This window comes from Chitinophaga eiseniae, from assembly GCF_012641265.1.
GTDB classification, from domain to species: domain Bacteria; phylum Bacteroidota; class Bacteroidia; order Chitinophagales; family Chitinophagaceae; genus Chitinophaga; species Chitinophaga eiseniae_A.
Map to the genome: position 1 here is coordinate 75075 of NZ_JABAHZ010000006.1, position 26650 is coordinate 101724.

Annotated in this window: 14 protein-coding genes; 8 read left to right on the forward strand and 6 right to left on the reverse strand. The window is 39.7% G+C overall.

All coding sequences use genetic code 11. The features are described from left to right. Positions 1-459: 459 nt before the first annotated feature. Both istA and istB read left to right on the forward strand, forming a co-directional pair. Positions 460-2010: an IS21 family transposase gene (istA, locus tag HGH91_RS22545; RefSeq protein WP_168741062.1), complete on the forward strand. Its 1551-nt coding sequence runs from the start codon at positions 460-462 to the stop codon at positions 2008-2010. Between the two features lie 47 nt (positions 2011-2057). Then, positions 2058-2771, forward strand: coding sequence for an IS21-like element helper ATPase IstB (gene istB / locus HGH91_RS22550; protein WP_247651816.1), 714 nt, complete (start codon positions 2058-2060; stop codon positions 2769-2771). Between the two features lie 261 nt (positions 2772-3032). On the opposite strand, the gene HGH91_RS22555 is transcribed toward istB, so the two are convergent. The 3 genes from HGH91_RS22555 to HGH91_RS22565 all read right to left on the reverse strand — a co-directional run bounded on the left by HGH91_RS22555 (position 3033) and on the right by HGH91_RS22565 (position 5855). Next, positions 3033-3266, reverse strand: a complete 234-nt coding sequence (locus tag HGH91_RS22555) for a hypothetical protein (RefSeq protein WP_168741064.1) — start codon at positions 3264-3266, stop codon at positions 3033-3035. A gap of 140 nt (positions 3267-3406) precedes the next feature. Beyond that, positions 3407-3970: a TlpA family protein disulfide reductase gene (locus HGH91_RS22560; protein WP_168741065.1), complete on the reverse strand. Its 564-nt coding sequence runs from the start codon at positions 3968-3970 to the stop codon at positions 3407-3409. Between the two features lie 55 nt (positions 3971-4025). Then, the gene (locus tag HGH91_RS22565) at positions 4026-5855 is read right to left on the reverse strand and encodes a hypothetical protein (protein WP_168741066.1); all 1830 of its coding nucleotides are present in this window, start codon (positions 5853-5855) and stop codon (positions 4026-4028) included. A 520-nt stretch (positions 5856-6375) separates the two neighbouring features. On the opposite strand from HGH91_RS22565, the gene HGH91_RS22570 reads away from it, so the two are divergent. Next, positions 6376-9048 carry a TonB-dependent receptor gene (locus HGH91_RS22570; protein WP_168741067.1) on the forward strand — a complete coding sequence of 891 codons (2673 nt, stop codon included), beginning with the start codon at positions 6376-6378 and terminating at the stop codon, positions 9046-9048. Between the two features lie 201 nt (positions 9049-9249). Here HGH91_RS22570 and HGH91_RS22575 read toward each other — a convergent pair whose 3' ends face one another. After that, positions 9250-10164 (reverse strand): IS481 family transposase, encoded by a 915-nt coding sequence (locus HGH91_RS22575; protein WP_168741068.1) that lies wholly within the window; start codon positions 10162-10164, stop codon positions 9250-9252. A gap of 100 nt (positions 10165-10264) precedes the next feature. After that, positions 10265-13015 (reverse strand): alpha/beta hydrolase family protein, encoded by a 2751-nt coding sequence (locus tag HGH91_RS22580; protein WP_168741069.1) that lies wholly within the window; start codon positions 13013-13015, stop codon positions 10265-10267. A 394-nt stretch (positions 13016-13409) separates the two neighbouring features. On the opposite strand from HGH91_RS22580, the gene HGH91_RS22585 reads away from it, so the two are divergent. The 5 genes from HGH91_RS22585 (at position 13410) to HGH91_RS22605 (ending at position 23528) form a co-directional block, all read left to right on the forward strand. Next, complete coding sequence (locus HGH91_RS22585) at positions 13410-16769, forward strand: SusC/RagA family TonB-linked outer membrane protein (RefSeq protein WP_168741070.1); 3360 nt, start codon at positions 13410-13412, stop codon at positions 16767-16769. Positions 16770-16799: 30 nt separating this feature from the next. After that, positions 16800-18251 (forward strand): RagB/SusD family nutrient uptake outer membrane protein, encoded by a 1452-nt coding sequence (locus HGH91_RS22590; protein WP_168741071.1) that lies wholly within the window; start codon positions 16800-16802, stop codon positions 18249-18251. Between the two features lie 61 nt (positions 18252-18312). Then, positions 18313-21006, forward strand: coding sequence for a glycoside hydrolase family 2 protein (locus HGH91_RS22595; RefSeq protein ID WP_168741072.1), 2694 nt, complete (start codon positions 18313-18315; stop codon positions 21004-21006). A 442-nt stretch (positions 21007-21448) separates the two neighbouring features. Beyond that, on the forward strand, positions 21449-22459 hold the full coding sequence (locus HGH91_RS22600; RefSeq protein WP_168741073.1) for a hypothetical protein: 1011 nt from the start codon (positions 21449-21451) through the stop codon (positions 22457-22459). A 253-nt stretch (positions 22460-22712) separates the two neighbouring features. After that, positions 22713-23528, forward strand: coding sequence for an SDR family oxidoreductase (locus tag HGH91_RS22605; RefSeq protein ID WP_168741074.1), 816 nt, complete (start codon positions 22713-22715; stop codon positions 23526-23528). Positions 23529-23534: 6 nt separating this feature from the next. Here the strand turns inward: HGH91_RS22605 and HGH91_RS22610 are convergent, their stop codons facing one another. Next, the gene (locus HGH91_RS22610; RefSeq protein WP_247651817.1) at positions 23535-26336 is read right to left on the reverse strand and encodes a glycoside hydrolase family 78 protein; all 2802 of its coding nucleotides are present in this window, start codon (positions 26334-26336) and stop codon (positions 23535-23537) included. Between the last annotated feature and the right edge of the window lie 314 nt (positions 26337-26650).

Consider the following 26650-nt stretch of genomic DNA (forward strand, 5'->3'; position numbering starts at 1 on the left):
CCTTTCACATATCGTATCAATCGCGTTCGACTGAAGTACTTTAAATACTTATACTATACATTAAAGGCCATTAAATAGTCCCCAAAATCAATTCGCCCACGTAATAACAACGGAAAACGGTCAATATATCGCAAGAAATTGGGTCCGATACTCTCTCCCCAACAAGTGCTTACGCCTAATTTTTCAGGTAGTAATTTCCATAAACATGCCATGACTTGTAGATTCTGAAGCATGTTGACCCACTTCTCTGATTTATGTTGACCCACCATTCTGGGATGTTGACCCACCTTGATTATTATTTTTGGTAAGCACCTAAAAAATTGATTCTGGGATGTTGACCCACCCTGGTTTATTTTATCCGGAATATAATAAGATTGTCATTCTGGCATATTGACCCACCTGCAGGTAATCATTAGTAAGGGCTTTTTGCTATCATTTGCTCCTTAAAAATATAGGAGCATGGCACAAACGCCTATAGCAATGGAACAATTAAAACAGCTTTTACAACTTGAGAAAGACGGGGTTGGGATACGAGAGATGGCACGCCGTTTAGGTATTAGTCGCAATAGTGTACGCAAATACTTATCCCTGCTTACAAGCAATTCTGTAGAAGATCAGGATAGTCCAGATAACAAAACACTTGCTGAGAAAGCTTATCGTAATGATAGCGTGGTCCATGACATGCATCGTTTAGAGCAATTGGCCATCCATTTTAAATATGCGCAAGGTGAATTAGGAAAAGTTGGGGTTACCCGCCAGTTGCTCTGGCAGGAATATTTACAACAGCATCCGGATGGATATGCTTACAGTCATTACTGCCACCATCTGAATCAATACCTGAAAAAACTGGATGTGACGATGCATATGGAGTATTCGGCTGCAGACATGATCATGATTGATTTTGCCGGCAAGAAGCAACATTATGTTGATCTATCTACCGGAGAGCAGATTGAATGTGAGGTATTCATTGCTATCCTGCCCTTTAGTGGACTTATCTTTTGCATGGCAGTACATACCCAGCAAACAGCAGACTTTGTCCATTGTATCAATGCAATGTTGTTATTTTACGGAGGAGTACCAGCGACTATTCTGTGTGACAATCTAAGAACAGCGGTAACACAACCGAACCGTTACGAACCTGTATTTACTGATATCTGCGGGCAGCTCAGCGAACATTATACAACAACCTTCAGTGCTACCCGTCCTTATAGTCCGCGCGATAAAGCCATGGTAGAAAAGGCCGTAAACATTGTCTATAATCATGTATATGGCCCGTTAAGAAAAAGGGAGTTTACCAGTCTTCAGACGCTCAATACAGCTATGCAAGAGCAGCTGTTGCTACTCAATAATAAGCCCTATAAAAGTACTCCTTATATTCGCTGGTACTATTTTGAACAACAGGAACAGTCTCATCTCAAACCTTTACCATCGGAACCATTTAGCTCTAAAAAAGTGGCGCAGCTTACAGTCCAGCGTAACTATCACGTACAACTCTCAGAAGACCACCGTTATTACAGTGTTCCTTATCTGCATGTGGGTAAGAAAGTCAAAGTACTCTATGATCAACGGGTAGTAGAAGTATACCTGGACCATGAGCGTATTGCACTACATCTGAGAGACGGTCACAATAAAGCATATACTACCCTGGCGGAACATATGCCACCTCATCATCAGCGAATGCAACAGATTAAAGGCTGGAACCGCGATGATCTTTTGATGCAGGCATCACGCATTGGTACCTCAACTCATCAGGCAGTTACACTGATGCTGGAGAACAGTATCTATATCGAACAAAACTATAAGGCTTGTTTTGGTATGTTAATGCTTCAAAAGAAGTATGGTACAGACAGGCTGGAATCAGCCTGCAAACGGGCATTGACAGGCAGCCGTGTCAATTATACCCTGATTAAGAATATTCTTGAAAGAGGGATGGATAAATCAGCACCTCCACCTGATATATCCTCAATACCTATCCATGATAATATCAGGGGTAAAGATCATTATCAATAATCACTAAACAATAAACAACAATGAACACAACACAAACACTTCAGCAAATGCAACAACTTCGCCTTCAGGGTATGTACCAGGCTTACCGTTCTCAATTAGATCTTCCTATGAACCAGCAACTGGAAGGCCATGATCTGGTCGCTTACCTGTTACAGTCAGAAGAACAGAACCGGGCAAATGAAAAAACAGCCTATTACCTGAAGCTGGCAAAACTGCGTCTGCCGGCAACTATCGAACAAATAGAATGCAGTCCGAAGCGGAATCTAACCAGGCAACAACTAGCGACCATGGGGGAAGGGCGTTACCTTCAACAAGGTGAGAATATATTAATTACCGGTGCGACTGGCTGTGGAAAAAGCCACCTGGCCTGTGCCTTAGGGCATCAGGCTTGCCTGCAGGGATATAAAACGGCTTACCTGAATATGAATCGTCTTATTGAAAAAGTGACACTATCAAAACTTGATGGTTCTTACATTAAACTACTCAATCATCTGGAACGCCAAACACTGATCATCCTGGATGACTTTGGTCTGGCCCCTATGACACAAGAGATACGTCTTACATTGCTGCAATTACTGGAAGACCGGTATGGAAAGAAGAGCATCATTGTTACCTCACAACTACCTGTCGCCAAATGGCATGAATACATTAATGACCCTACACTCGCTGATGCTATCCTTGACAGACTGACAGCCAATGCACACCGCATTGAACTAAAGGGAGAATCAATGAGAAGAAAAAAAACGTCAGACAATCAATAACACATCGTATTTTTATCCCGCATAAAGCTCTTACTCTTATTGCCTGCTTCGCAGGTGGGTCAACATCCCAGAGACATAGGTCAACATGACCAGAATTTACAATGACTCACTGCTACAAGACAAACTACGCATCGACGAAATAAGGCTGCACCAGAAATGATGCAGCCTCTATAGTTCAAATCTTAATAATCAAAACGAATTCAAAAACCAGTTACCATTGAGATAAACGTGACTTCGACCCGTTCAAATTATTTTACTTCATTAAGGAAGCTGCTGAACAGTAATAGTTGGGCAAGGACTCAGAGTGCGACCTGTAGAAAGCTTAACGGTGAAACCAGATGCAGCAGTTTGATATGGCAAAGTAGTGGATTGAATGCAAGCGCCATCTTTTTCTGTATAGAAAACATTAGTTCCGATACGAGCTTTAAACGCTAATGCTCCACCAATTACAGCCAAAACAGCGATAGCTGTTAATGCATATTTTGCTTGTTTCATAATGATAGATGCTTTTTATTCAAAAAGCTAAACTTTACATTATTAAAAATGCCTACTCATTTATAATGGCTTTCGGCTCCCCCATTGTTTAGGCTGACTTCGCTTGCAAGATTCCCATCAGCCGCCTATTGCGCAATAATCTATTTAAGCAGTTCAGCAAGGTCTATTATCTGGTCGATACCTACCTCTCCAAGAAAAGCTGCCGATAACTTTCTGTTGGCCGGATAAACAGCAATGTATGGTACATTTTGGGTGTTGAAATAGTGGGAAAAACCAAACTTATAGTCCAGGCCAACGACTATATTTGGAAATCTATTAACGCTAAACTCATGATAAAACTCCCTCATTCCCCTGAAGGATAAAGGCGTAATTAGGTAAAACTGAACATCCTTCAAACGGTCCATACCTTTTATAATTTCTGTCATTTCCCTCCTACAGAAAGGGCAATCCGGAGAAAAATAAAAGAATACCGTGGGTTTATTAAACGGACTATCAGAAGTATTTATATATGTAAGGCTATCAGAAAGCAAAAGCGCAAAAGACGGTAGCTTTTCACCCTCATGTCCAGTCTTCACCGGATATCTATATACTAACTTCCTCGAATTACCAAGTATTGGAAATCCCAATATCTTACAAGCACCGGCATACAAAAGTCCACCGAGCAACAAGCTTAATGAAAGTAATATCAATTCCTTCTTCTTCATAAAAATTTATATACCATTAACTCTAAAGTGAAATTAATCTAGTATAATGGATCTATTAAATATCATGCTCCCTCTGCTCTACCCTATTAGCTAACTTTAATAAATGATCTATGAGTACAATTGTAAAGCTCAGTGAAACAAGTATTGGAAACAACTGAAAACGTAGGGCAACCGGTGATGCCAAAACACTAAATCCAAAATTAATCAGCCAAGTAGCACTAACTAGCAGTATTCCTTTCTTTAATTCAGGAAAATATCTATACCCTCTCAAAACAAAAAAACTAATTATGCTCAACAACAACGTAACATTTATTACACCGGCAAGAATTGGGTAAAAGTCAAGAACATTAACTTCAAAATTCTTAAATCTGGTCATAACTTTATTACTCTTGTAATCAAACCAAACCTTTGCAATCATTATAACGGAGTCGATCCCCATATTATAGTGATCCAAAAATTCAACTGGAGGGGCATAATACTTTATCGCGTTTGGGACTAGATAGTATCTTAAATACTCTTTAGGATAAGTTCGAATTAAATAATTTCCATAATCTCCCATCATTGGAGCAACCGTCGCCCATTTCTTAAGCGCTGATACAGCAGAATCCCTCTTAAACTGGTGCTGCATATAAACTGTTAGAGGAGAAGCAGGGTCCCACATGTAAACTGTACTCGCTAACATTGTCTCTTCGGGGTGCTTTGTTATATCTCTCGTTGTATCAAAGTAATGGCGCACGATATTGTCAATCATTTCCAACCTCTTCGGCACCCTCTTGCGCTGCGAACTATCTACATATCGATAGGCATATAGCGCATTATTTGCCATCTGCCATCCTGAAAATGGCGTAAATTGGCGATGCCCACTTACCTCTTTATATTTGTCAGCAGTTATATTGATAAAAACGCAGATAAGTGAAATACTTATAGTAAACGAAAGCAAACTAATTAGAATCTTTCTTTTACTCAGAATCAATACCAAAACGCTGATGAAAGGATAAAATAATGCATTATATCTAACAGTGAACGCAATAAAAAGAATGAATGAGCTAATAATTATGACGCTATTAGTCGGACGATTCAATGTCCATATCAACATGGTAAACCAAACCAAACTAAGAAAAAGGAAAAAAGCGTCGCTTGATACATAGTTGGCGAGATATAAAAAAACCGGATTAAACAGCATAAAGGAAAACAAAACTATTTTAGCTATTCTACTCAAGTTGTAGAAATAAAAAATAGTAAAAACTAATGATAGTGCTGCAATTTCAACTAGAATATATTGCAATCCAACAAATATTGTATCCGATTTTGTAAAAACACTTATCAGACGCAAAAACTTTGAATATCCAATCGGATAAGTATTAATTGAGTAATTATGGTAAGCTGTCTCCAAATAGACATACGAATCTCCACTAATAAAACTGGCGTATGGATAAAAATACTTAAACAAGCCAAATTGAATTAAAATTGCAAAAAATAAAGTCCATACAAACCATCTATTTGCCGGATTCTTAAATACAAAACTAAACAAGTTGGGGTATGAATCCCCCAGTATATCCTTCTCCTTTCGTTGCTGCGTATAATTACTTTCAAGTGATGTTATAGCATCTGAATCAATACCTCCAATCATGTATGCACATGAATCCTTGCTATTTCCATCCATCCTTCCTGGTCGAATACCATGACAATTGTAACTCCTATCATCATATCCAGTAGTGCTCGCGTGACCATCGTTCCTTTCCTTCACAAACTCATTTGAAGATCCTTCATTCGTTGCCGATTTTCTAATCCTATTCTTATGCATATCCACACTGAATACGCTTCCAAATAATAATTTAATAATTCTATTTATACTGATTCCAGAAACCGGTGAGTAACGCATCATTAAATTACAATTTTATACAATTACGGCATTGAAATACAAGAGAAATTATGATACAATATATGCGGCATGCCTAATACTCTTTACATGGCCATCATTTTGCTATATCAGAGCAAAAATGACATTACGATACCATTATACCAACAATGAACTGTATAGTATCTATAATATAGATCTCTATCAATTATATTATCTACATTCTGATACGATTATAAACAGGGCATACCATAACGCTCACGCACCTATAATATCTGAAAGAGAAAAAGACAAAAATATATCTGTAGGCATTTTCTTATAATTTTGAGGGTTCATCATACTCTAGCAGAGGTTACATTTGAATTTCAATTCTTGAAACAACAACTTTCAAAACATTTATTCCTTAGAATTCAAAATTACTACGCTCCACTGCAATACACACACACTCGCATAATTTCTCTAAAAAATATAAATCGGTCATTAGCATCCAACTGCAATACTAATGCAATTAATTACCTCAATTTGCAGAAATAGGAAAACCCGCAATATGAAGAGAATACTTCTCCTGTTTCTTATGCTTCTATCCATCACCCGGGCTCGGGGCCAAGCATCCGTAACAGGTGCTATACAAGGAAGAATATTTGACAGCCAAAGTCACCTTCCCCTATCATCAGCAACGATATATTGTTTACACATGAAAGACTCAAGCCAGGCAGATTTGACATTTAGTGATAAGAATGGAAATTTCTCTTTCCCTAATATCAAACGCGACAGATATATACTGTACATAAAATACTTAGGCTATGAAACTTTAATGTATCCCTTAACAGAACTATTAAACATCAATACCATCGACATTGGATCTATTATATTAAAAAAAACTGGATTAACGCTTGCGCCTGTGGAAATAATAGAAACTAAAAGCCCATTAAATATCAGGAAAGACACTATCGAGTTTGCCGCGAGTTACTTCAAAACAAGAACAAACTCTTCGCTTGAGGAATTATTAAAAAAAATACCAGGAGTGCAAATAGATAACGATGGAACTATCAGGTTAAATGGGGAAGTAGTTAAGTCAATATTTATTAATGGACGGCCACTATTCGACGGTGGAGATATAAATCTAGTAACTAAAAATCTACAGGCAGATCTAATAGACAAAATACAACTAATTAGCAAAGAGCCCAACACCGGCGATCTGGCAATCACAAGTGACGGAAAAAAAATAAAAACAATTAATCTAACGATAAAAGAAAACAAACAAAACTTATTATCTGGTGAAACAACGATTGGTGTCAGTACAGATAAGAATTTTGGCACAAAATTGAATTTGAGTAAATTCACCAATTCGCAGCAGCTATTAGCAGTTCTTAATGGCGACAATATGAACGGCGCCCTTGAGGGAATGGGCAGCAATCTTATCGGAAAAGAATCCAATAAGAACGTTGGTATAAACTACAATAAGTACATAAATGCAAAAATATCAGCAGATATATCCTATTTAATGAAAGACAAACAAAATAGCTTAGCACAAAAAAGTGCAAGAGAGACATTCACAAATAATTCAAACTATTTTTACGATCAGCAGATCAACAACACCTCATCAAGCACAACAAACTCAATAAACATCAACTTTAGATATAAAATAGACTCAACGCAATCCATATACTTCAATACAAATTTACTTCAGTCGACCGAATCAAGTGCCCTGGAAAATATTTACAGCTCATATAGTACCCCAGATCAGGCAGCAAATAGCGGCACAATGAATATTTCCACAAAAAGAAACAGCGAAAGCATTAATAGCACCTTAAAATTTGAAAAAATATTTCAAAAAAAAAATAATCCATTGAGTATACTAGTCGGATACTCAGGATCTTCTGGTAAGGAAAATACAAATAACCTCACGCAAAACGTTCTTAGACAAACTAACAATGAATCAACATCCGATACAATTAAGCAAAATAACTTCGTTAATAGAAAAACTGAACGGCTATTCTTTTCAATTGACTATGACCTCCCTCTGTATAAAAGCAGTACAATACAACTGAAACTAGCAAGTGACTACAATCTGTCTCCGCTAACCAAAAAAGTATACGGATATAATGCTGCAAGCCACGTTATAGACAATCCAATTGACAGCCTGGGAAATAATTTCAATACAATATCATTCCAGAAATATATCAAGGCTGCTTGGCATATCCAAAAGAAAAAATATGATTTCACATTTTCATTCGCAATTCTTCTAAGTGAGATTTCAAACAATGATATACAACTAACTCCCAATACCCAAATTAAAAGTACAAGCCTCTTACCAGGACTTACTTTTAATTACTCCCTCACTAATAGCAAAACAGTCCATTTTATTTATAAAAGGAATCCAAAATTCCCATCATTGAACAGTCTCCAACCTATACAGGATAACACTAACTTACTATATATAAAACTAGGAAATCCATCATTGAAGCCCGAACAATTAGACAACATAACGCTATCCTATGATAATTTCAATCCCAATAATATGAGGTTTACTTCCATATCAATTGACGGAAATTTCAGCAAAGATCAAATCATTAATGGCACTTCCTCGGACTCATCGGGCCGCCAAATCATTCAGCCACTGAACGCTACAGGAGCTCACAACTTTGGCTTAAATATAACAACAAGTATCCCAACAACTGGAAAAAAAGCAGTATTCAGTACTGTCACGAATTGCAGAGTTGGAAAAGATATCAACTTTGTGAATGGAGATAAGGGATACTACAAAAATCTAACTATAAATCAATCAGTTAAATATGAATATCTTTACAACAAATCATTAGATTTCTATATTTCCGCAGCCCTTGGCTATAACAGCGTCGGATACTCGAATAGTAGACAGAACAACAACCAATACTTTAACTACTCATTCATATTCAATGGAAATATCAACCTTCCTTTCGGAGTTGTGGTTAATGGCTTTATAAGCTATATTATATCCAACGGGCAATCTAGTGAATACAACTTTAGAAATCTCAAAATAAATGCCTCTATCTCAAAATTTCTATTCTCAAACCAACAAGGTGTCATAAAACTTGGAGTATTGGATTTACTAAATCAAAATAGCGACATTATGCGCCAAGTAGGTGAAAACTATGTAGAGGATACCCGATCAAATGTTCAGAAAAGATTAATCATTCTAAAGTTCTCATACTTCTTTGGGAAAGGGAAAAGAAAATAAGTATTGAAAACCTATTTAAAAACAAAGAAACATTGACATCTTAATAAGTATTAATAAAATAAAAATAAGATGTGAATACTCGGACTACGGTTGACAGAGCAAATATACATTTTGAACTGGATTTTAAATCTTTTTTAAGGGGAAGGCGCTGCTGCCGCGCCATTCCCCTTACCCCATCCCGGCAGGGATTTCAAACAATGGCTACGTTTTAGACTGCAGCCGTTCTCTAAGTATTTCGTAGGGCGTTTTGCCCTTCAGTGCAGCATTGGGCCTATGGCAGTTATAGAAGTTCTCCCACTCCTGCAGCTTCTTATTGATGTCAATGTCGTCTGTGTAGTCAAGCAGCTGGTAAAACTCTTGTTGATCGGTCAAATGGGACCGCTCTACTTTGCCGTTTAAATGTGGGCTGGCTTTTTTGATGTACACATGCCGAATGCCCAAATCTTCGCAATGCCAATGAAATTGCGCCTGAAATTCATGTCCGTTATCGGTTTGGATAGTATGAATCCGGAATGGAAATTTACTCCGTATATAGTCTACAAATTGAATTGCACAGCTTTGATTATGCTTGTTATATATTTTCAATGCCCGCGCTCTTGTTGCGTCATCAATTGCCGTATATTGGAAGCGCTTAACCTCTTTCCCAGAGGACTTATCAGTAAAAGACAAAAATTTAACATCAACCTGGATTCTATGTCCCGGCACCTGTTTTTCGTATCTTTTAAATTGTTCCATGGACCTTTTTCGCTGATTTTGTGGCAATTTATTCAGCCCGTTTCTTTTAAGAACATTGTATACTCCCGCAGGAGAAACAGCAATATCATGATAACGTTTCATGTACCATGATATTCGCAACTGCCCTAAATGGTAAGTGGTTCTTAAGTGTATAATCTGAGCTTCAATATCAGCTGCAATACGTAGCTTCGGATTTTCAGGACAGGGTTTACTATTAATTAAGGCGCTTTCGCCTTCATTTTCATAGTCCTTCTTCCATTTATAGTAGGTTTCCCTGGATATACCAAAGTATCGACAGGTTTTTGATACATTCCCGGACTCTTGTCCATGTTGAATTATTCTAAGCTTTCTACGAATATCTGATAGTTCCTTTGGGCTCATATATAGACATTTGATTGACAAGATAAAAACTGTCAACCAAAGTCATGATTTCCATAAATAAGAAAACAACTATTCCAAATTAGTATATTCGGAAAATTCCTTATCGTCTATACGACGCTGGAAAAGAGTCTCTCAAAAGGCCTCTTCCGGGAGTAGAACTCTTATAATCTAGCTCGTAGCCACCTTTATCGTCATTCCTTTCATTTAAAGAACTTCGCGTCATCCATTTCGGTGCACGTAAATCCTTTAAATAATGATCAAAAAATTGCAACATCCTTATACGATAATCTTCCGCTGAAGCCCCAAATATACCATGTCCCCCATCGGTATACTCCAACAACCAAACCTTCTTCCCCAACCGCCTCAATGCAGTAAAAAACTCAATACTCTGGGAAAACGGAACAATACCATCATGGGTACCATGCATTAGTAACACTGGAGTATTAACCTTATCGGCATTAAAAATTGCAGAATTTTTAATATAGGCACCCGGCACTTCCCACAAAGATCCTCCCATTCTGCCCTGATGCAAATCCGATTCAAAATAATTCTGAAAGCTCATTCCACCTTGAGTTACACTATTATAAGCACTTATCAAATCGCAAAAACCACTAGCGGAAGACGCTGCTGCAAACAAATTGGTATGTGTGACAAGATAATTGGTTTGAGAACCACCAAAACTTGCTCCAGATAGTCCTATTTTCCCACTATTTACAAATGATAATGTCGATAGATATCTCACCGCCGAAACTGCCGTTTCTAGAGTTCCCTGCATTGGCGTGCCCTTTACATAATCAATATCTAAAGCAAGCACCAGATAGCCATTACTGACCACAGTTGGAATGTTCATTTGAAGATTATGCCAAAGGTCATCAGGCATCAAGTATAAATTCAATGCAAAAGAATTTCGCTCATAGTAATAAAGAATAACGGGGTATTTCTTTGTTGAATCAAAATCCCTCGGCTTATAAAGTATGCCTTCAGTATATGTACCATTACTTTTCTTCCATTTATGCAACTCAGTTGTATACCAATTATAATTCCTTTCCGGGTAGACCTTACTAACTCCATTAAATGTCCTAAAGTCTACAGTATAAAAATAATTAGGAGATTCAGTAGCGCTCATTCTTGTTAAAAGGTACCTATCACGACATTTTGCCTTAATAGGATAAACACCATTTGAAAACATCCAGCGATTACCTATAATTTGATATATATAGTTCCCCATAGAAAGGATTTCCAGAGATCGACTATTTCGTTCTTCTTTTAGAAATCCATTCTCCTTGGTAGTAGTATTAAATCCATTAAGAATTAAATAATCGGGTATCGTTATTGCACTATCTAAATACTGAGAAAGCCCCAATGACAAAACTACCTTTTCCTTATATCCAAAGCCTTTAGTGAGGTTAATCGCTCTTCTGGAACCTGTCGGATCAACTTCCCATATATCAAATCTGTCATAAATCAATACCGTCTTATCATTTTTTGTCCAAGTAGCAATTCCCCTTGCATTTGCACAATTTTCATCGTCATCATAATTTATCCAAGAAGCAGCAATGTTACCTGTAATATTTCTATAAATATGAGAGGCTATATCATAACTATAATAATTCTCATTGGCACGATCATAGTATATTACATACTTTCCCTCCGGGGAAAGCCATACCATGTCGTTCCCGTTAATATTCAATTCGTATTTTTCGCCTTTCATTAATGACTTAATCCAATAAGTCTTCTGAGCTGCAATATTCCAATAAGCCTCAGCCAGATTAGCGCTTTGAGGCGAATGCAGGATCAAAAAGACATTGTTACCTTTATTTTTCGCAATAACATTTTCATTCCTATCAATCAGAATTGTTACTTCGCGATTATTAATATTACAAACTGCATCATACGCTGGTACACTTGTACTTTCCTCCATCTGTTGGGGTTGCAATTTTACATCCAGATAGCTCCACACAACAACATTTGACTGGATTTTCGTCCTTTCCATTTCAATATCTTTTTCCTTCACATAAAAGAAAACATACCTTCCATCCTCACTCATTGCAGATAAATAATCCAATTTCACTCCTCTTTCTGCTATAAGAGAAGAATCGTTCACGAGAACAAAAGGTGCTCCCAAGTTTACCCTACAGCAAAAAATGGACTTTCGAGTTTCTTTCATTTCTGAAACTAAAAAAACAATTTGTGTTCCATTTCTGTCAACCAAGATTCGATCCACATGCTGATTTCCTGTCCACAAGACAGTCACTTTCTTACTCAAAAAATCAACAAGAATAAGACTTTGTTCGACATTCCCATTGAGCGTATCTACTCTATTCATTATTAATTGGCGGCCACTTTCACTCATAACAAACTTGTCTACTGACCTATAGACTTCCTTCTCATTGGAAATAAAATTCCAAACAATTAGTTCATTGCCAATACGCCTTCTATAGACTCCCCATTTACCACCACCATCCATCGGACCTTCAAACGACTCTGTGCGATCAACTAGCTCAATTTGAGAATTGCCCAGCTTAACTATACACAAAGAATCTCCATTCTGCACAAATATGGCTGCTTTGCTATCTGGAGTAAATTGTACGCTTTGGACAAATGGCACTTGATATTCCCAACTCCCATCATATCTCTTCAATACAAGTGTACGGTGTCCGATAGGCTGATTATCGATAAAATATGAAACATACAGACCATTATTTGTAATAGCTCCATTAGCCACAGATGTCCACTCCCTATAGGCATTTGACGCCAATACATTCGAAACATTCTTTGCAGAATCCGGCTCCTGACAATAAGAACTCATGCAAAGACAGCAAAGCAAAACAAAGCAGAAAAGTGATTTCATTCTTCTTGTAATTAATCTCTTAATAACCATAGTTAGCTTAATAATTACTTATCATTCCGTTCATTGAATTTATCGCCTCAATGAATAAAATGAATAATGAGATTATTATCTAAGCCGCTAGGTATATGCATTGACAGATCCAAAAATAAGATGCATATATCTAGTCAGTCAACCATTCAATTTAACAACAAGTACTGCTATCTATTAACAGTATCTATCAATATATATACATCCTTAAGATATATTGAATACACACGCCAAAAGGAAAAGGTACTATAAAGCGGCTATAAATAACCACTGCTACTATATATAGTTAAATAGTGGTACCTCCTAGCTGCGCTAGGGGTATTATAAATATCAACTAAAATCATGTACCCGAATAAAAAGTCATCTTATGGCAAGTTCAACAAAATGTAAGTTAATAGGGCGATCAATAACAATAGTCATACTCATTTTAATAACGATTAATTCGCAATCGACATTTGGCAATGCCAAAAGGCAGGTACATAAGATAACCCTTTCTGCGACCAATGTTCCATTAAAAACTGTATTCAAAGAAATATATCAACAAACTGGGCTTATTATAAATAACAACACACACGAAACTTCCCTTAGCGAAGACAAGAAAATTAGTGTAAATTTTAAACAAACTGACCTGCCGGAAGTCATGAAATTCCTTCTAAATGATTCCGAAAATCTATCTTTCAAAATAAATGATCAAAGCGTACTGATATTTAAGAAATCGTATATAAACAATCTCATTCCCTCGCCTGTAAATATACCTGATACGATTTCTACATCCTTTCAACTATCAGGAAAAATTATAGACATGGCTGGAAATCCAATTCCAGGAGCTGTTGTCAGGCTTAAAGATACCAAGCGAGGTGCTATTACAAATCCAGATGGGAGCTTCAAAATGGGCGATGTTGAGGTAGGCAACACATTAATTATTACTTCTATAGGATTTGAATCAACGCAATTCCTCATTACAAACAAGAATGTACTAATTCATCTAAAATCTTACACCACCATTTTGGATGAGAAGGTAGTTATTGCATATGGAAGTACAACTAAAAAGCTAAACACAGGAAACATAACCAGCATAAAAGGTAATGAAATAGAAAAACAACCAGTCGGCGATGCTTTACTTGCCCTACAAGGAAGAGTCGCTGGCGTTGAGATCCAACAAGCCTCCGGCCTGCCTGGATCTGGGGTTACGGTCAGAATCCAAGGTGTAAATAGCCTACGAAATGGAAATGACCCGTTCTATGTAATTGATGGTGTGCCCTACATTTCCCAACTGTTACCGACAAACAATCAAAGTGCTGGAACCTCTGGAATACCCGGCATTACAGGTAACCCCCTAAACTATATAAACCTTGCAGATATTGAAAGCATAGAGATATTAAAAGATGCGGATGCTACAGCTATTTACGGGTCAAGGGCAGCTAACGGAGCAATACTCATTACAACGAAAAAAGGAAAAGTTGGAGAAGTAAGAACCAATGCTACAGTTCAAACTGGCTGGAGCGAGATTGGACACATGATAAATATGCTCAACACCAAAGACTATCTTGCAATGCGTCGCGAGGCATTAAAAAATGATGGAACAACCCCTTCTGCATATGATTGGGATCTAAATGGAGATTGGGATACAACAAGGAACACAAATTGGCAAAAGTACTTAATTGGCCACCCAGCTCAGTTCACTGATATCCAGACAAGCGTCTCAGGTGGAACCAAGCAAACACAATTTCTGGTAGGCACAGGATATAATAAACAAAATACTGTAATGCCAGGAAGGTTTACTGACACAAAAGGATCATTACATTTTAATATAAACAGTACTTCTACAAATCAAAAATTCAAGTTACAGTTATCTGCTTCTTATCTCTTTGACAACAATAAACTTCCTGCTACGGATTTAACACCAGCTGCCGTTTGGACAGCTCCCAATGCTCCCAATCCTTATAAACCCGACGGCAGCTTTAATTGGCAACCAAACGTAAATGGCTCTACAACCTTTTTCTTCAATCCAATTGCACCTCTTGGAATTAAAAGCACAAATAAAACAAACAATCTAACCAGTAATATGGTTCTCAGCTATGAGATTATTCCCGGCCTCAACCTTATCAACGCTGTTGGCTATAACAATATGTCGACAAACGAGCTATTGGTGAGTCCTTTATCCAATAAAGCCCCAGAATACCTTGTTTTATTTAACAATAACAGATATAGTCAATTTCTGACAAATAGTATCAATTCGTGGCTAATAGATCCTCGAATTGAATACAAACGGCCTATAAACAGGGGACAACTAAATACCGTATTGGGGACGACTATTTCACAACAAAATAGCAATCAAAAAAATATACTTGCTTATGGCTTCAACAATGACCTGGCAATTGAAGACTTGGCATCTGCTACTAGCCTGCAAGGGACAACAATAAATACTGTGTATAAATACAATGCGATTTATATTAGAATAAACTATAATTGGCTTGATAAGTACATCGTCAACTTAACTGCAAGGAGGGATGGAAGCTCGAGGTTTGGTCCAGCCAGTCAATTCCATAACTTCGGAGCTATTGGCGCCGCTTGGATTTTTACACAAGAGCCATTTATCCAACGAATATTTCCATTCTTCAGTTTTGGTAAAATCAGAGGCAGCTATGGCACAACCGGAAACGATCAAATTTCGGATTATCTGTTCTTGGATTTATATCAATCACAAACCGTTTCTGGAAATTCTTACCAGAATTCGCTCGGGTTAACAGCAATACGATTGACTAATCCATATTTACAGTGGGAAGAAACCAAGAAACTTCAATTCGGTTTGGAACTAGGGATATTAAAAGACCGAATGTTATTCACGGCAAATTATAATAGAAATCGATCTTCCAATCAGCTACTAGATTTCAGGCTTCCAATAATCACCGGGTTTACAAGTGTAACAAGAAATCTTCCGGCAGTAGTACAAAATAAAGGGTGGGAATTTACAATTAGTTCAACGAACATCAAAAACAAAAACCTCCTTTGGACAACGAGTATTAATCTTACGATACCTAAAAATCAACTGTTGTCCTACTTCGGATCTGATCACTATAATTTCATCAAAGTGGGTCAACCGTTATCCATGCAACAAGTATTTAACTATGCTGGATTAAACGACACAACGGGTCTTTATGAGTTTCGAGATTCGAAAGGTAACCTTACCTACCAACCATCAGACCCGACTGACAAAACCGTTATTGTGAACTCAGATCCGAAATTCTACGGAGGTTTACAAAATACAGTTAATTACAAAGGATTCTCAGTCAATTTTCTCTTTCAGTTCTACAAAAAAACGGCATACGATGTCGTAACATATGGAATTAACGGCTACGTATATCCAGGGAATGGAAACTACGGACGAGGCAATCAATCAACGCTTGTATTGGATAGGTGGCAAAAAGAAGGCGACAAAGCAACGCATCAAGCATTCAGCGCGGATGGTAGCAAAAATCTGTCATTCATAGGAAATAGTAACGCCGCCTGGGTTGACGCATCATATATAAAACTAAAAAATATATTTATTTCATGGGAATTGCCCAGTAAATGGAAGGATGCAATTCACCTACAAAGTGCCAAGGTATTTATACAAGGGCAAAACCTATTCACTATTACAAAATACCCGGGCTTTGATCCTGAGACTCCCACTATTTCCCTTCCTCCGCTCCGGGTAATCACTTTTGGCGCTCAAATTATACTTTGATTTGTACTCTTTGCCATAAAATACATATTTATGCAGATTATACTCTCTATCACGCAAACTCTTACCAAAACTGCCATAGTACTTCTTGCTCTTATAATTTGTCTATTTGAAATCAGTTGTAAGAAGCTTATTAAAGTAGACAATCCAACAACAAGTATAAGTGGAGAAAATGTATTCACTAACAGCCAAACTGCGGCCGCGTTATTAACTGGAATATATACCCAAATGAGCAGCTCTGCAATAACAATTGGAGACCTTACTTCTATTGGCTTCTTTACAGGCCTGTCAGGAGATGAACTAACTCTTTACTCGGGCGCAAATAATCCTGATCTAGAAGCATATTACCAAAATAAGATAATTGCGTCGTCCATGGGATCTGCTAATAGTATATGGGTTAATATATATCCAAAGTTATTCACCGTAAACTCAGTAATTGAAAATGTACCTAAGGCAACTGAACTATCAGAAAGTGTGAAAAATCAATTATTAGGAGAAGCCAAGTTTATGAGGGCATTCTTTTACTTCTATCTAGTAAACTTATATGGCGACGTCCCCTTGGTTCTCAGTACCAATTATACAGTTAACAACGTTCTTGTCCGCTCTGCGAAATCCGACGTCTGGGCTCAAATTATTTCAGATCTCAACGATGCCAAGTCGCTATTATCAGGCGACTATCTAAATTCGGCTCTTACCGGCAAGACCACTGAGAGAGTTAGGCCAAATAAATGGGCTGCCATTGCCTTATTATCTAGATGCTACCTATACACACACAAGTGGAAATCAGCAGAAGATCAGGCAACTGAAATAATCAATAACTCCTCAGTGTATCACCTCGATTCGTTAAACAATGTATTCCTAAGTAATAACTGGGAAGCAATCTGGCAATTACAGCCCGTAAACATTGCATCAAATACTGAAGATGCAAAAACTTATGTACTTCATTCGACCGGCTTATCATTCCTCAAGCCTGTATATCTCAGCAATCAGATTGTCAATAGTTTTGAAGATAATGATCAACGGAAAAATAGATGGATAAATAGTATAGATATATCAGGACAAACATACTATTATGCAAATAAATACAAATCCGACAGTATAAATGCGCCCTTGACTGAATACCACACAGTGCTGCGGCTGGGAGAACAATTCCTTATACGAGCAGAGGCACGAGCACAACAAAACAATCTTCAAGGGTCCCTGGATGACATTAACGTCATTAGAAAAAGGGCGTGGCTTGAAGATTTCAAAACTAATAATTCTGTCCAAATCCTATCTGAAATATACCATCAGCGACAACTAGAACTATTTACCGAATGGGGACATAGGTGGCTTGATATGAAAAGGCTTCAAACTGTGGATTCTATAATGGCTATTGTCACCCCAATAAAAGGAGGAACCTGGAGCTCAAACTGGCAGTTATATCCAATTCCCCCACTAGATATCCTAGCTGATGGAAATATCATACAAAATCCAGGATACTAAACCATCAAATCCTTTAATGATATATGTATCTCTCAATTCAATCATCACTTAACAATAACTAATGAAACTGAAACTCAGTCTATTTGCGCTTTCAACATTATCGTTAACACCTTGTTTGGCACAAATAAAAAAAAATATTGACAATAATATAATAACAGTAAATTATCAAACAAAGCCAATTCGCATGGCAACTCGTTGGGCAAAGGATGTAAGCCCAATGAATGTATTAAAAGAATATCCACGTCCTCAACTACAGCGAAATAGCTGGATAAATCTAAATGGACCTTGGGACTACTGTATTACTGACTCTTCAGTCGAAATGCCAAATTCATTTGAAGGCACGATCCTAGTTCCTTTTCCTATTGAGTCGGCCCTTTCCGGTGTACAAAAACAACTTGATCCAGACAAAAGGCTGTGGTACCGAAAGATTATTCCTTGCCCAGTTGTAAATAATGAAAATAGAATTTTGCTCAATTTTGGCGCTGTCGATTGGCTAGCAAGTGTCTTTATAAATGGGAAAAAAGTTGGGCAGCATAGTGGGGGGTATCAAAGTTTCGGCTTTGATATAACAGATTTTTTATTACCTGGTAACAATGAAATTCTTGTTAAAGTATATGATCCAACCGACCAAGGACCCAATCCGCATGGGAAACAAGCATTGCATCCACAGAATATATATTATACACCTTCAAGCGGAATCTGGCAAACTGTATGGATGGAAACAGTTTCATCTACTCATATTACTTATCTAAAAGCTACCCCGGATATAGACCAGAAATCACTCCATCTAGACATCGTCACCCAAGGAGATGCAAAAAACTGTAAACTAGAGATCAAAGTATTATCAAATGATAAAATTATTAATACTGTAGCCGTCCCAATAATCAAGAATCAGGGAAATACGACTATTAATATCCCCAACGCTAGATTATGGTCTCCAGACGATCCTTTCTTATATGATCTTTCCGTACAACTTACAGCAAATGGTAGTCCATTGGACTTGGTAAAGAGCTACTTTGGCATGCGTAAAATTAATATTCAGAAGGATGACAAAGGGATGGATCGAATTTTCCTTAACAATAAGTATACTTATAATTTAGGCGTTTTAGATCAGGGATTCTGGCCGGATGGATTATACACCGCGCCAACCGATGATGCGCTTTCCTTCGATATAAAAGCTATAAAGTCGCTTGGATTCAACACAATTAGAAAACATATTAAGATCGAGCCTGAACGATGGTACTATTATGCGGACAAAATTGGCGTTCTCGTCTGGCAAGACTTTGTAAATCCACCATATAACCTCCCCGATGGCTCACGAGCCATTTTTGAAAAAGAGATACGAGAAACTATGGATCAATTACATAACCATCCATCAATTGTCACCTGGGTACTTTTCAATGAACGATGGGGGGCATATGATCAACAAAGATTAACTGACTGGGTTAAAAAATACGATACTAGCCGAATCTTAAATGCTCATTCTGGAGAACTATTATTCGTAAATGACGAATTACGAGAACCTTCAGAAACGCCATGGATACATAGTGATATTGCGGATGTTCATTCTTACCCAAATCCGAGAATTCCAGTAGCACAGCCTAACCAAGCAAGAGTTCTTGGCGAATTTGGTGGCGTCGGCGTATCAGTTCCCAATCATGAATGGAATGATATACAGGGATGGGGATATGTACAAGTGAATCCCGGCGAGTTAAAAAAGAGATATACACATATGATGGAGAAACTTAGGGATCTGGAAAGAGTAGGATTAAGTGCTTCTATCTATACCCAACCATTTGATGTAGAAGGGGAGGAAAATGGCTTGCTTACATACGATAGAGCAATTATTAAAATTCCAGTTAGCGAAATAAGAGATATTAATAAAAAACTAGTCAATCAATCAGGCGGATTTACATCGGATTCTAGTTTATCTGTGGTTATGAATATCGACACAAGCGACAATGATAATAAATATGAAGAATTATTGGCAGAATACAAAAATGGAGGAAGGGATTCCTCTCTTCTAAGAAGATTAGTCTTAATGGCACTACGTAAAAAAGATCAGAATAATGCTTGCATTATTGGAAATGATTACTTCGATATACTAGCAGATCCTTATTCAAAGGAAAATCTAATTTTCTTACTTCAAACAGCTAGGACGGATAAGGACAGAGGGTTCATTATTTGCCGGGATAAACCAGAATTAGTGGATACTAAGTTAGGAAAAAATAGCGCAATACGAAAGATTGAAAAAGTAATTGATGCCGAAAACATAGCTCCAATATATAGGTCGAATCCCAATTGGGACGAAATCCAACAAAGAGTGCGTATCAAATATGGCAATTTGGGAGAAGAATATGTTTTAGGAAGGCGGATGATATATTATGGTTTTGAGTCAAGTGACTGGAAGAATTTTGGCAAATATTACGTGTTGTATTTTAAACGAGCTCTTACCCATCCAACCGGCTACTCATTAAACAACGTCACTTGGGTTCTATATGAACATGTATCTGACCCAGAAGTACTAAAATTTGCCAGAGATGTAATGAAATATGCAATAGAGAATCTGGACAATTCTGCTGAAGCATACGATACCTACGCACAATTATTACATAGAACTAATCAATCGAAAGAAGCAATTAAATGGGAGGAAAAAGCATTAAATATGATCAAAGGAACTCCTAATGAAAAAACCTTCGCCGAAACCCTTCAAAAAATGAAAGCCGGCCAGCCAACCTGGCCTCCAAATAATTGAGCTTTGGGTAAACAACGCGGTACAAGTGGGTGGTTGGTTTACACCCCTTGTCATTCTTATGAATCGTCACTAATATTCCTATTGGTGACCCCTTTTTTCAAAAATCTCAAAAAAAATTTTAAAACTATGGTACGTTATGAATTTGACCGGTGTATTTATTATGTGAGTTTGTTCAAGATGAGGATAGCCGCAGAAAAGAAACAGGAAGAATTAGTACAACTAATTCTTAAGCAGTGTATAATATATATGTAAATATGTCCGGCACATCTCGAAAACAAATAGGGTTTTAGGTGTACCATTAAAAGACACACTTTTTTGAAATTTAAATAAATCATAAAATTCAAAAAAAATGACGCTGACAGTTTGTTATTATCCTCCGACCCTTTTGTTAACTGTGGCTTCAAACATTCGACCAATCATCTAATTAAAAAATTTCAAACTTATGAAAATTCCTAACCACCTTAGATGGCCCGGAAAAGTACTCCGGATTGAGACAGATGATACCGACTATACCCCGATTGAAACAATTCCCGAAGAATACAGAAACTTAGTTATTCCAGCAGCCAGCGTGTTTTATACGCACGACTATGACTTCGATATGCTTTGTCAGTCCGTTCGACTGGGACCTTTCTCTCTATGGACACACGAAGTATTCGCCATGGAAAACATCACCCTGTTACCCGTTACCACTAAACCGGTCATTGCCCTCCACTTTATGGCTGGCAGCGATGTGATGGCGGAAATAACGGATAACGGCCCCTATAAATTAAGCGGCAAGGAAGTCAACCTCTTTAAACTGGATGCCGCCTTCCATGAGGCGCCCATGAAAAGAGGCGATACCCTATTCAGCTTTCATATCAACGTACTGCCGCATGTGTTTTCTAAGCTGTCCACTAAACACCCGGAACTGGCGCAGTTAACACAAAAAGAACTCACTGGAGGTAGCGGACCGCTGCACGATCGCCCGTATAAAATCAACAAGGTTTGCTTTGAAATTATTCAGCAGATCTGTGGATGCCGGTATATTGAAATGCTGGCAGATAAGTTCCTGTATCGCAGCTGTCTCGACCTGTTCATTAACTTCGCCAACCAAGACAAGGTATCTCATTTACCCAGTCCGAAGTTTGCCCCCGAAATAATGGAGGCAGTACCCCATGCGGTTAAATTCCTGAAAGAAAATGTAGGAGAAGAATTTAACAGCGCTAAAATGGCGTATATCCTGGATGTTAATGCCAGAGAGCTGAAAGCCGCCTTTGAAGCTACCTGCTTCATCTCCGCGGAACAATTCCACTTTCAATGTAAAATGTACCAGGCGTTCAAACTGATTGTCAACACCAAAGCAGAACCTAACATCATCGCTAACGCCATCGGTATGAGAGATACCGATAAATTCATAAAGAAATTCGAGGCATATTTCGACTGCTCCTATATTGCGGTTCGTAATGCCCAATGAAGGACACCGACATAAGCTTCAGTACAGATATGGTTGTTTTGTGCGAAGCTAGTCTTGGCTTCGCGGTTTTCGATCCCTCAAAATAACCCTTCGTCTGCGACCTGGAAAAGATCCCACCAGACCCCTTTTTCATCGCGGAATGTAAGGGTTATTTTTTTCCCTGCTGTGTGTACAAACTAAACCCTTCTTTTGCGAACCGGAAGAGATTTCGTAAATTCCTTTTCTTTCCACCGCAAAATGTAAGGGTTATTTTATGTCTTTTCAACAACGTACTATCTTCATCACAGGCGCCAGCCGGGGCATCGGCAAAGCCATTGCATTACAACTGGCCAGCAAAGGCGCCAATATCGTCATCGCCGCCAAAAGCGTAGAAGAAGATCCACGGCTCGGGGGCACCATCTACTCCACCGCTGAAGAAGTGGAAGCCGCCGGCGGTAAAGCCCTCGCCGTACAGGTAGATATCCGCGAAGAAGCACAGATCGCCCAGGCTGTGGAAAAAGCTGTCGCCACCTTCGGGGGCATCGATGTGCTGATCAACAACGCCTCCGCTATCCAGCTCACCAACACCGAACAAACCCCCGCCAAAAGATTCGACCTGATGTATGATATCAATGTGCGCGGTACCTTCCTGGTAACGCAACACTGTATCCCCTACCTGAAAAAAGGAAAACAACCACACCTGCTCACCCTCTCCCCTCCCGTAAACCTCGACCCAAGATGGTTTGGCCCCCATGTGGCCTATACCATCAGCAAATACAACATGAGCATGCTGGCCATGGGCTGGGCAGCAGAATTAGCTCCCTACCAGATAGCCTCCAACGCGCTCTGGCCTGCTACCACTATCGCCACGGCCGCGGTAAAAAACCTGCTCGGCGGAGAAGCGCTGATCAACAGAAGCCGCACCCCCGACATCCTCGCCGACGCTGTGGAATACATCCTGCAACAACCCGCTACCTACACCGGTCAAACACTGATCGATGAAGCGGTATTGCAACAGGCAGGCATCACCAATTTTGATAAATATGCGGTAGTTCCCGGAGGTAAACTGCAAAAAGACCTGTTCCTGTAAACAACATCAATGAATGATCCCGGCATACGTTCCCGCCGATGAATTCGCCGGGGGCGTATCCACTACCTGGAATAGGTACTTACCGGAACCCGTTTCCATCACATAACGCCCGTCTTTATACCCACTAGCCACATTCACCACTTTTCCATTTACCGTAATATCGGAAGTAGAACTGGCAGGCAGGTAAATAGTCGCCCGTGTATTGGCAGGAATCTCCACTTCCAGCGAAAAATGATCACTTTCTTTTGTCCAGCTGCTGCCAATAGTACCATAGGGAGATGAATAACTAGCCTTCGCCATCGTAACATCGCCCACGGGCTCCGGACGGATCACAATATCGTGAAATGCTATACTACCCGGCGCCGGCCTTATGCCCGCCAGCCCACTGTAAAACCATTCCATCAGGTGCCCCAGCATAAAATGATTATTGGACGCATCACGGTAACCCTGCCACGACTCTGTTAACGCCGTAGCTCCCTTGGCCAGCTGCAAACCATAGCCCGGTACGTCCGACCGGCTGTTCATATCGTAAATAATATCCGAACGTCCCTCATCATCCAATACCCGCAATAAATACCGATAACCGATATCGCCCGCAGTAATGCCGTTGTTATGCCGGCGTACATCTGCTACTATATTTTCCACCACGGCTGCTTTATGTTCCGGCGGCACCAGCTGCATGTATACCGACATGGCGTTGGCGGTCTGGCTTCCGCTCGCATATTGATGCGTGCTATCGTTAAAGAAGGCCTTGTTGTATGCCTCCTTCACCGCTTCTCCCAATGCCAGGTAATGCTGCCTGTCGTCCTGCTTACCTAAAATACCCGCCACCCTGGCCAGGATACTCAGGTCATAATAGTACATAGCCGTTGCCGTTACTGCCTTTGGCGTTAGCTGCGCTTCCCCCGGAAACTTCGGACCGATATCGTACCAGTCGCCCAAACCGTGACTCAACAGGTGATGATCCGACTTCTTCTCCAGGTAGGCAACGTAACGGGTCATCATATCATAACTCTCCGTTAGCACCGACTGATCACCATACCACTGATAGATATAATAAGGCAAAATCACCGCATTACTCCCCCATTCCGGCGAGTCGCGGAATCCCTCATCGAAATGCACATACTCAGGCGCAATATCAGGTACCAACCCCTCCGGCGTTTGTGCGTGTATCATGTCCCGTACTACTTTGCGGCAAAGTGCGGCGATATCATAGTTATAACGAATGGAACTGCCCACCAGGTGCGCCTCTTCCAGCCAACCCAGCTTCTCCCGGTGCGGGCAATCGGTAAAAACACTGGCCGTATTACTGCGAATGGCCCAGTCAATCAGTTTAAATGTTCTGTTGAACAAATCGTTAGAACAGCTGAACTGCCCGATCGTTGGCGCTGCGTTACGGGTATGTAAGCCATGTACGGCAGTGAGTACAGGCAGATCTGCTACATTGGCTTTGCCCTCCGGCACGGCACCTTCTATTTGGAGGTAGCGGAAGCCATAGTACATAAATTGCGGCTGCCACGACTCTGTACCTTCTCCCTTCAACGTATAATTAAAGTATACCGGTCCGCCTACCGCCCGTTGATCCGCCAGCCCTACCTCGCTAAGCAGTTCTGCAGGGATAATCTTTATCACCGCCCCTTTTTTCCCCTTTACAGAGATGGCAGGAATGCCGGATGCATTTTGGCCCAGGTCATACAGCCAGGTGCCCGACGCAAGCCGGGTAACTTTCACCGGCTCAAAGCGATCGAATATCTTTAACGGGAATGCTCCCTGGGCATTCAATACCGGCGGGCCAGCCACCACTACCGCATTCCGCCACAACGCATCGCTGAACCCCGGCTGATCCCAGCCTGTTTGTTCCAGGGTAGCATTGTAATCTTCTCCGCCATAAATACTGGAAAAAGTAATAGGCCCCGGAGCCGCTTTCCATGAAGGATCGCTTACTATATCGTCTGCACTCCCATCCTTGTATTGCAACAATACCCTACACCGCAGCTGGGGATAGCCGAAGGCGCCGGTCAGCTTACGATACCTTTCACCCGGCACATAAAAAAATCCATTCCCCAGCATTACGCCCAGCGCATTGGCGCCCGGCTGCAGCTGTGAAGTAACATCGAAGGTAACATAGAGCGCGTGCTGATCATATTTTGTCCAACCCGGATCCAAAAAATGATCCCCTACCTTTTTACCATTAATATGGAGATCAAACTGCCCCAGGCCACAGATAAACACCGTGGCCCTTTCCAGGGGTTTACGAAGGGTAAATTCCTTTCTGAGTAAGGGCAGTATATCTTTTCGTTGTCGATATTTAGGATCGCTGTCGTCGGTAATAGCCGGCACAATGCGCTCCTGTTCCGGCATTTGCTCATAGCCTATCCATTGCGCATTTTTCCAGTCGCCCGCCTGCAACAGGCCCGTGTACCATTGCGCAGGCTCGCTCCAGTCAGAAGCTTTTGCATGTTCGTCCCATACCATTACTTTCCAGTAATAGGTGGTAGCGGCACGCAACGCTTTGCCTTCATACCGGATCTGCAATGATTCGTGGCTGTTTACCTTCTTCGAATCCCAGATATTCCCTTTATTTCTGCGGAGCAATTCCGGCTTATCTGCCACCAGTACGCGGTAAGCGGTTTGACTGATATTGCTGCCATTACCCGCCAGCTGCCAGCTCAACGCCGGATGCAGCGCATCGATGCCAATGGGGTTATCCCGGTACTGGCATTGCAGGTGCTGTACCGTTACCTCCTGGGCCATAACAAGGGTGGTGATGAAAAACAAACACAGTGTGAAGCGGAATTTTAGCATCATAATAGGGTGATATTTGATCAAAGGTTTAAGGTTCCATGTTCACTATAGCCTCGATTACTTTATTAAAAGGTCAGTTCGGTTACCTCCTCCGTTAAGATTAATATATAAAATTTTCAGGGATATTTTACCCTGGGTAGCCATACACAGAAAAAAAACACCCCAACGAGGCCCAACAGCACCAATGCAGCAATACAGCATTCGGGTAGCAAATGCGCTGTTAAAATATGCATGGCTATCAGCACATCTTTATTCATTATAAATACTGTATCGATAATAGTCTGCAACCATACATATTATGTCTTAAAGACACTTAA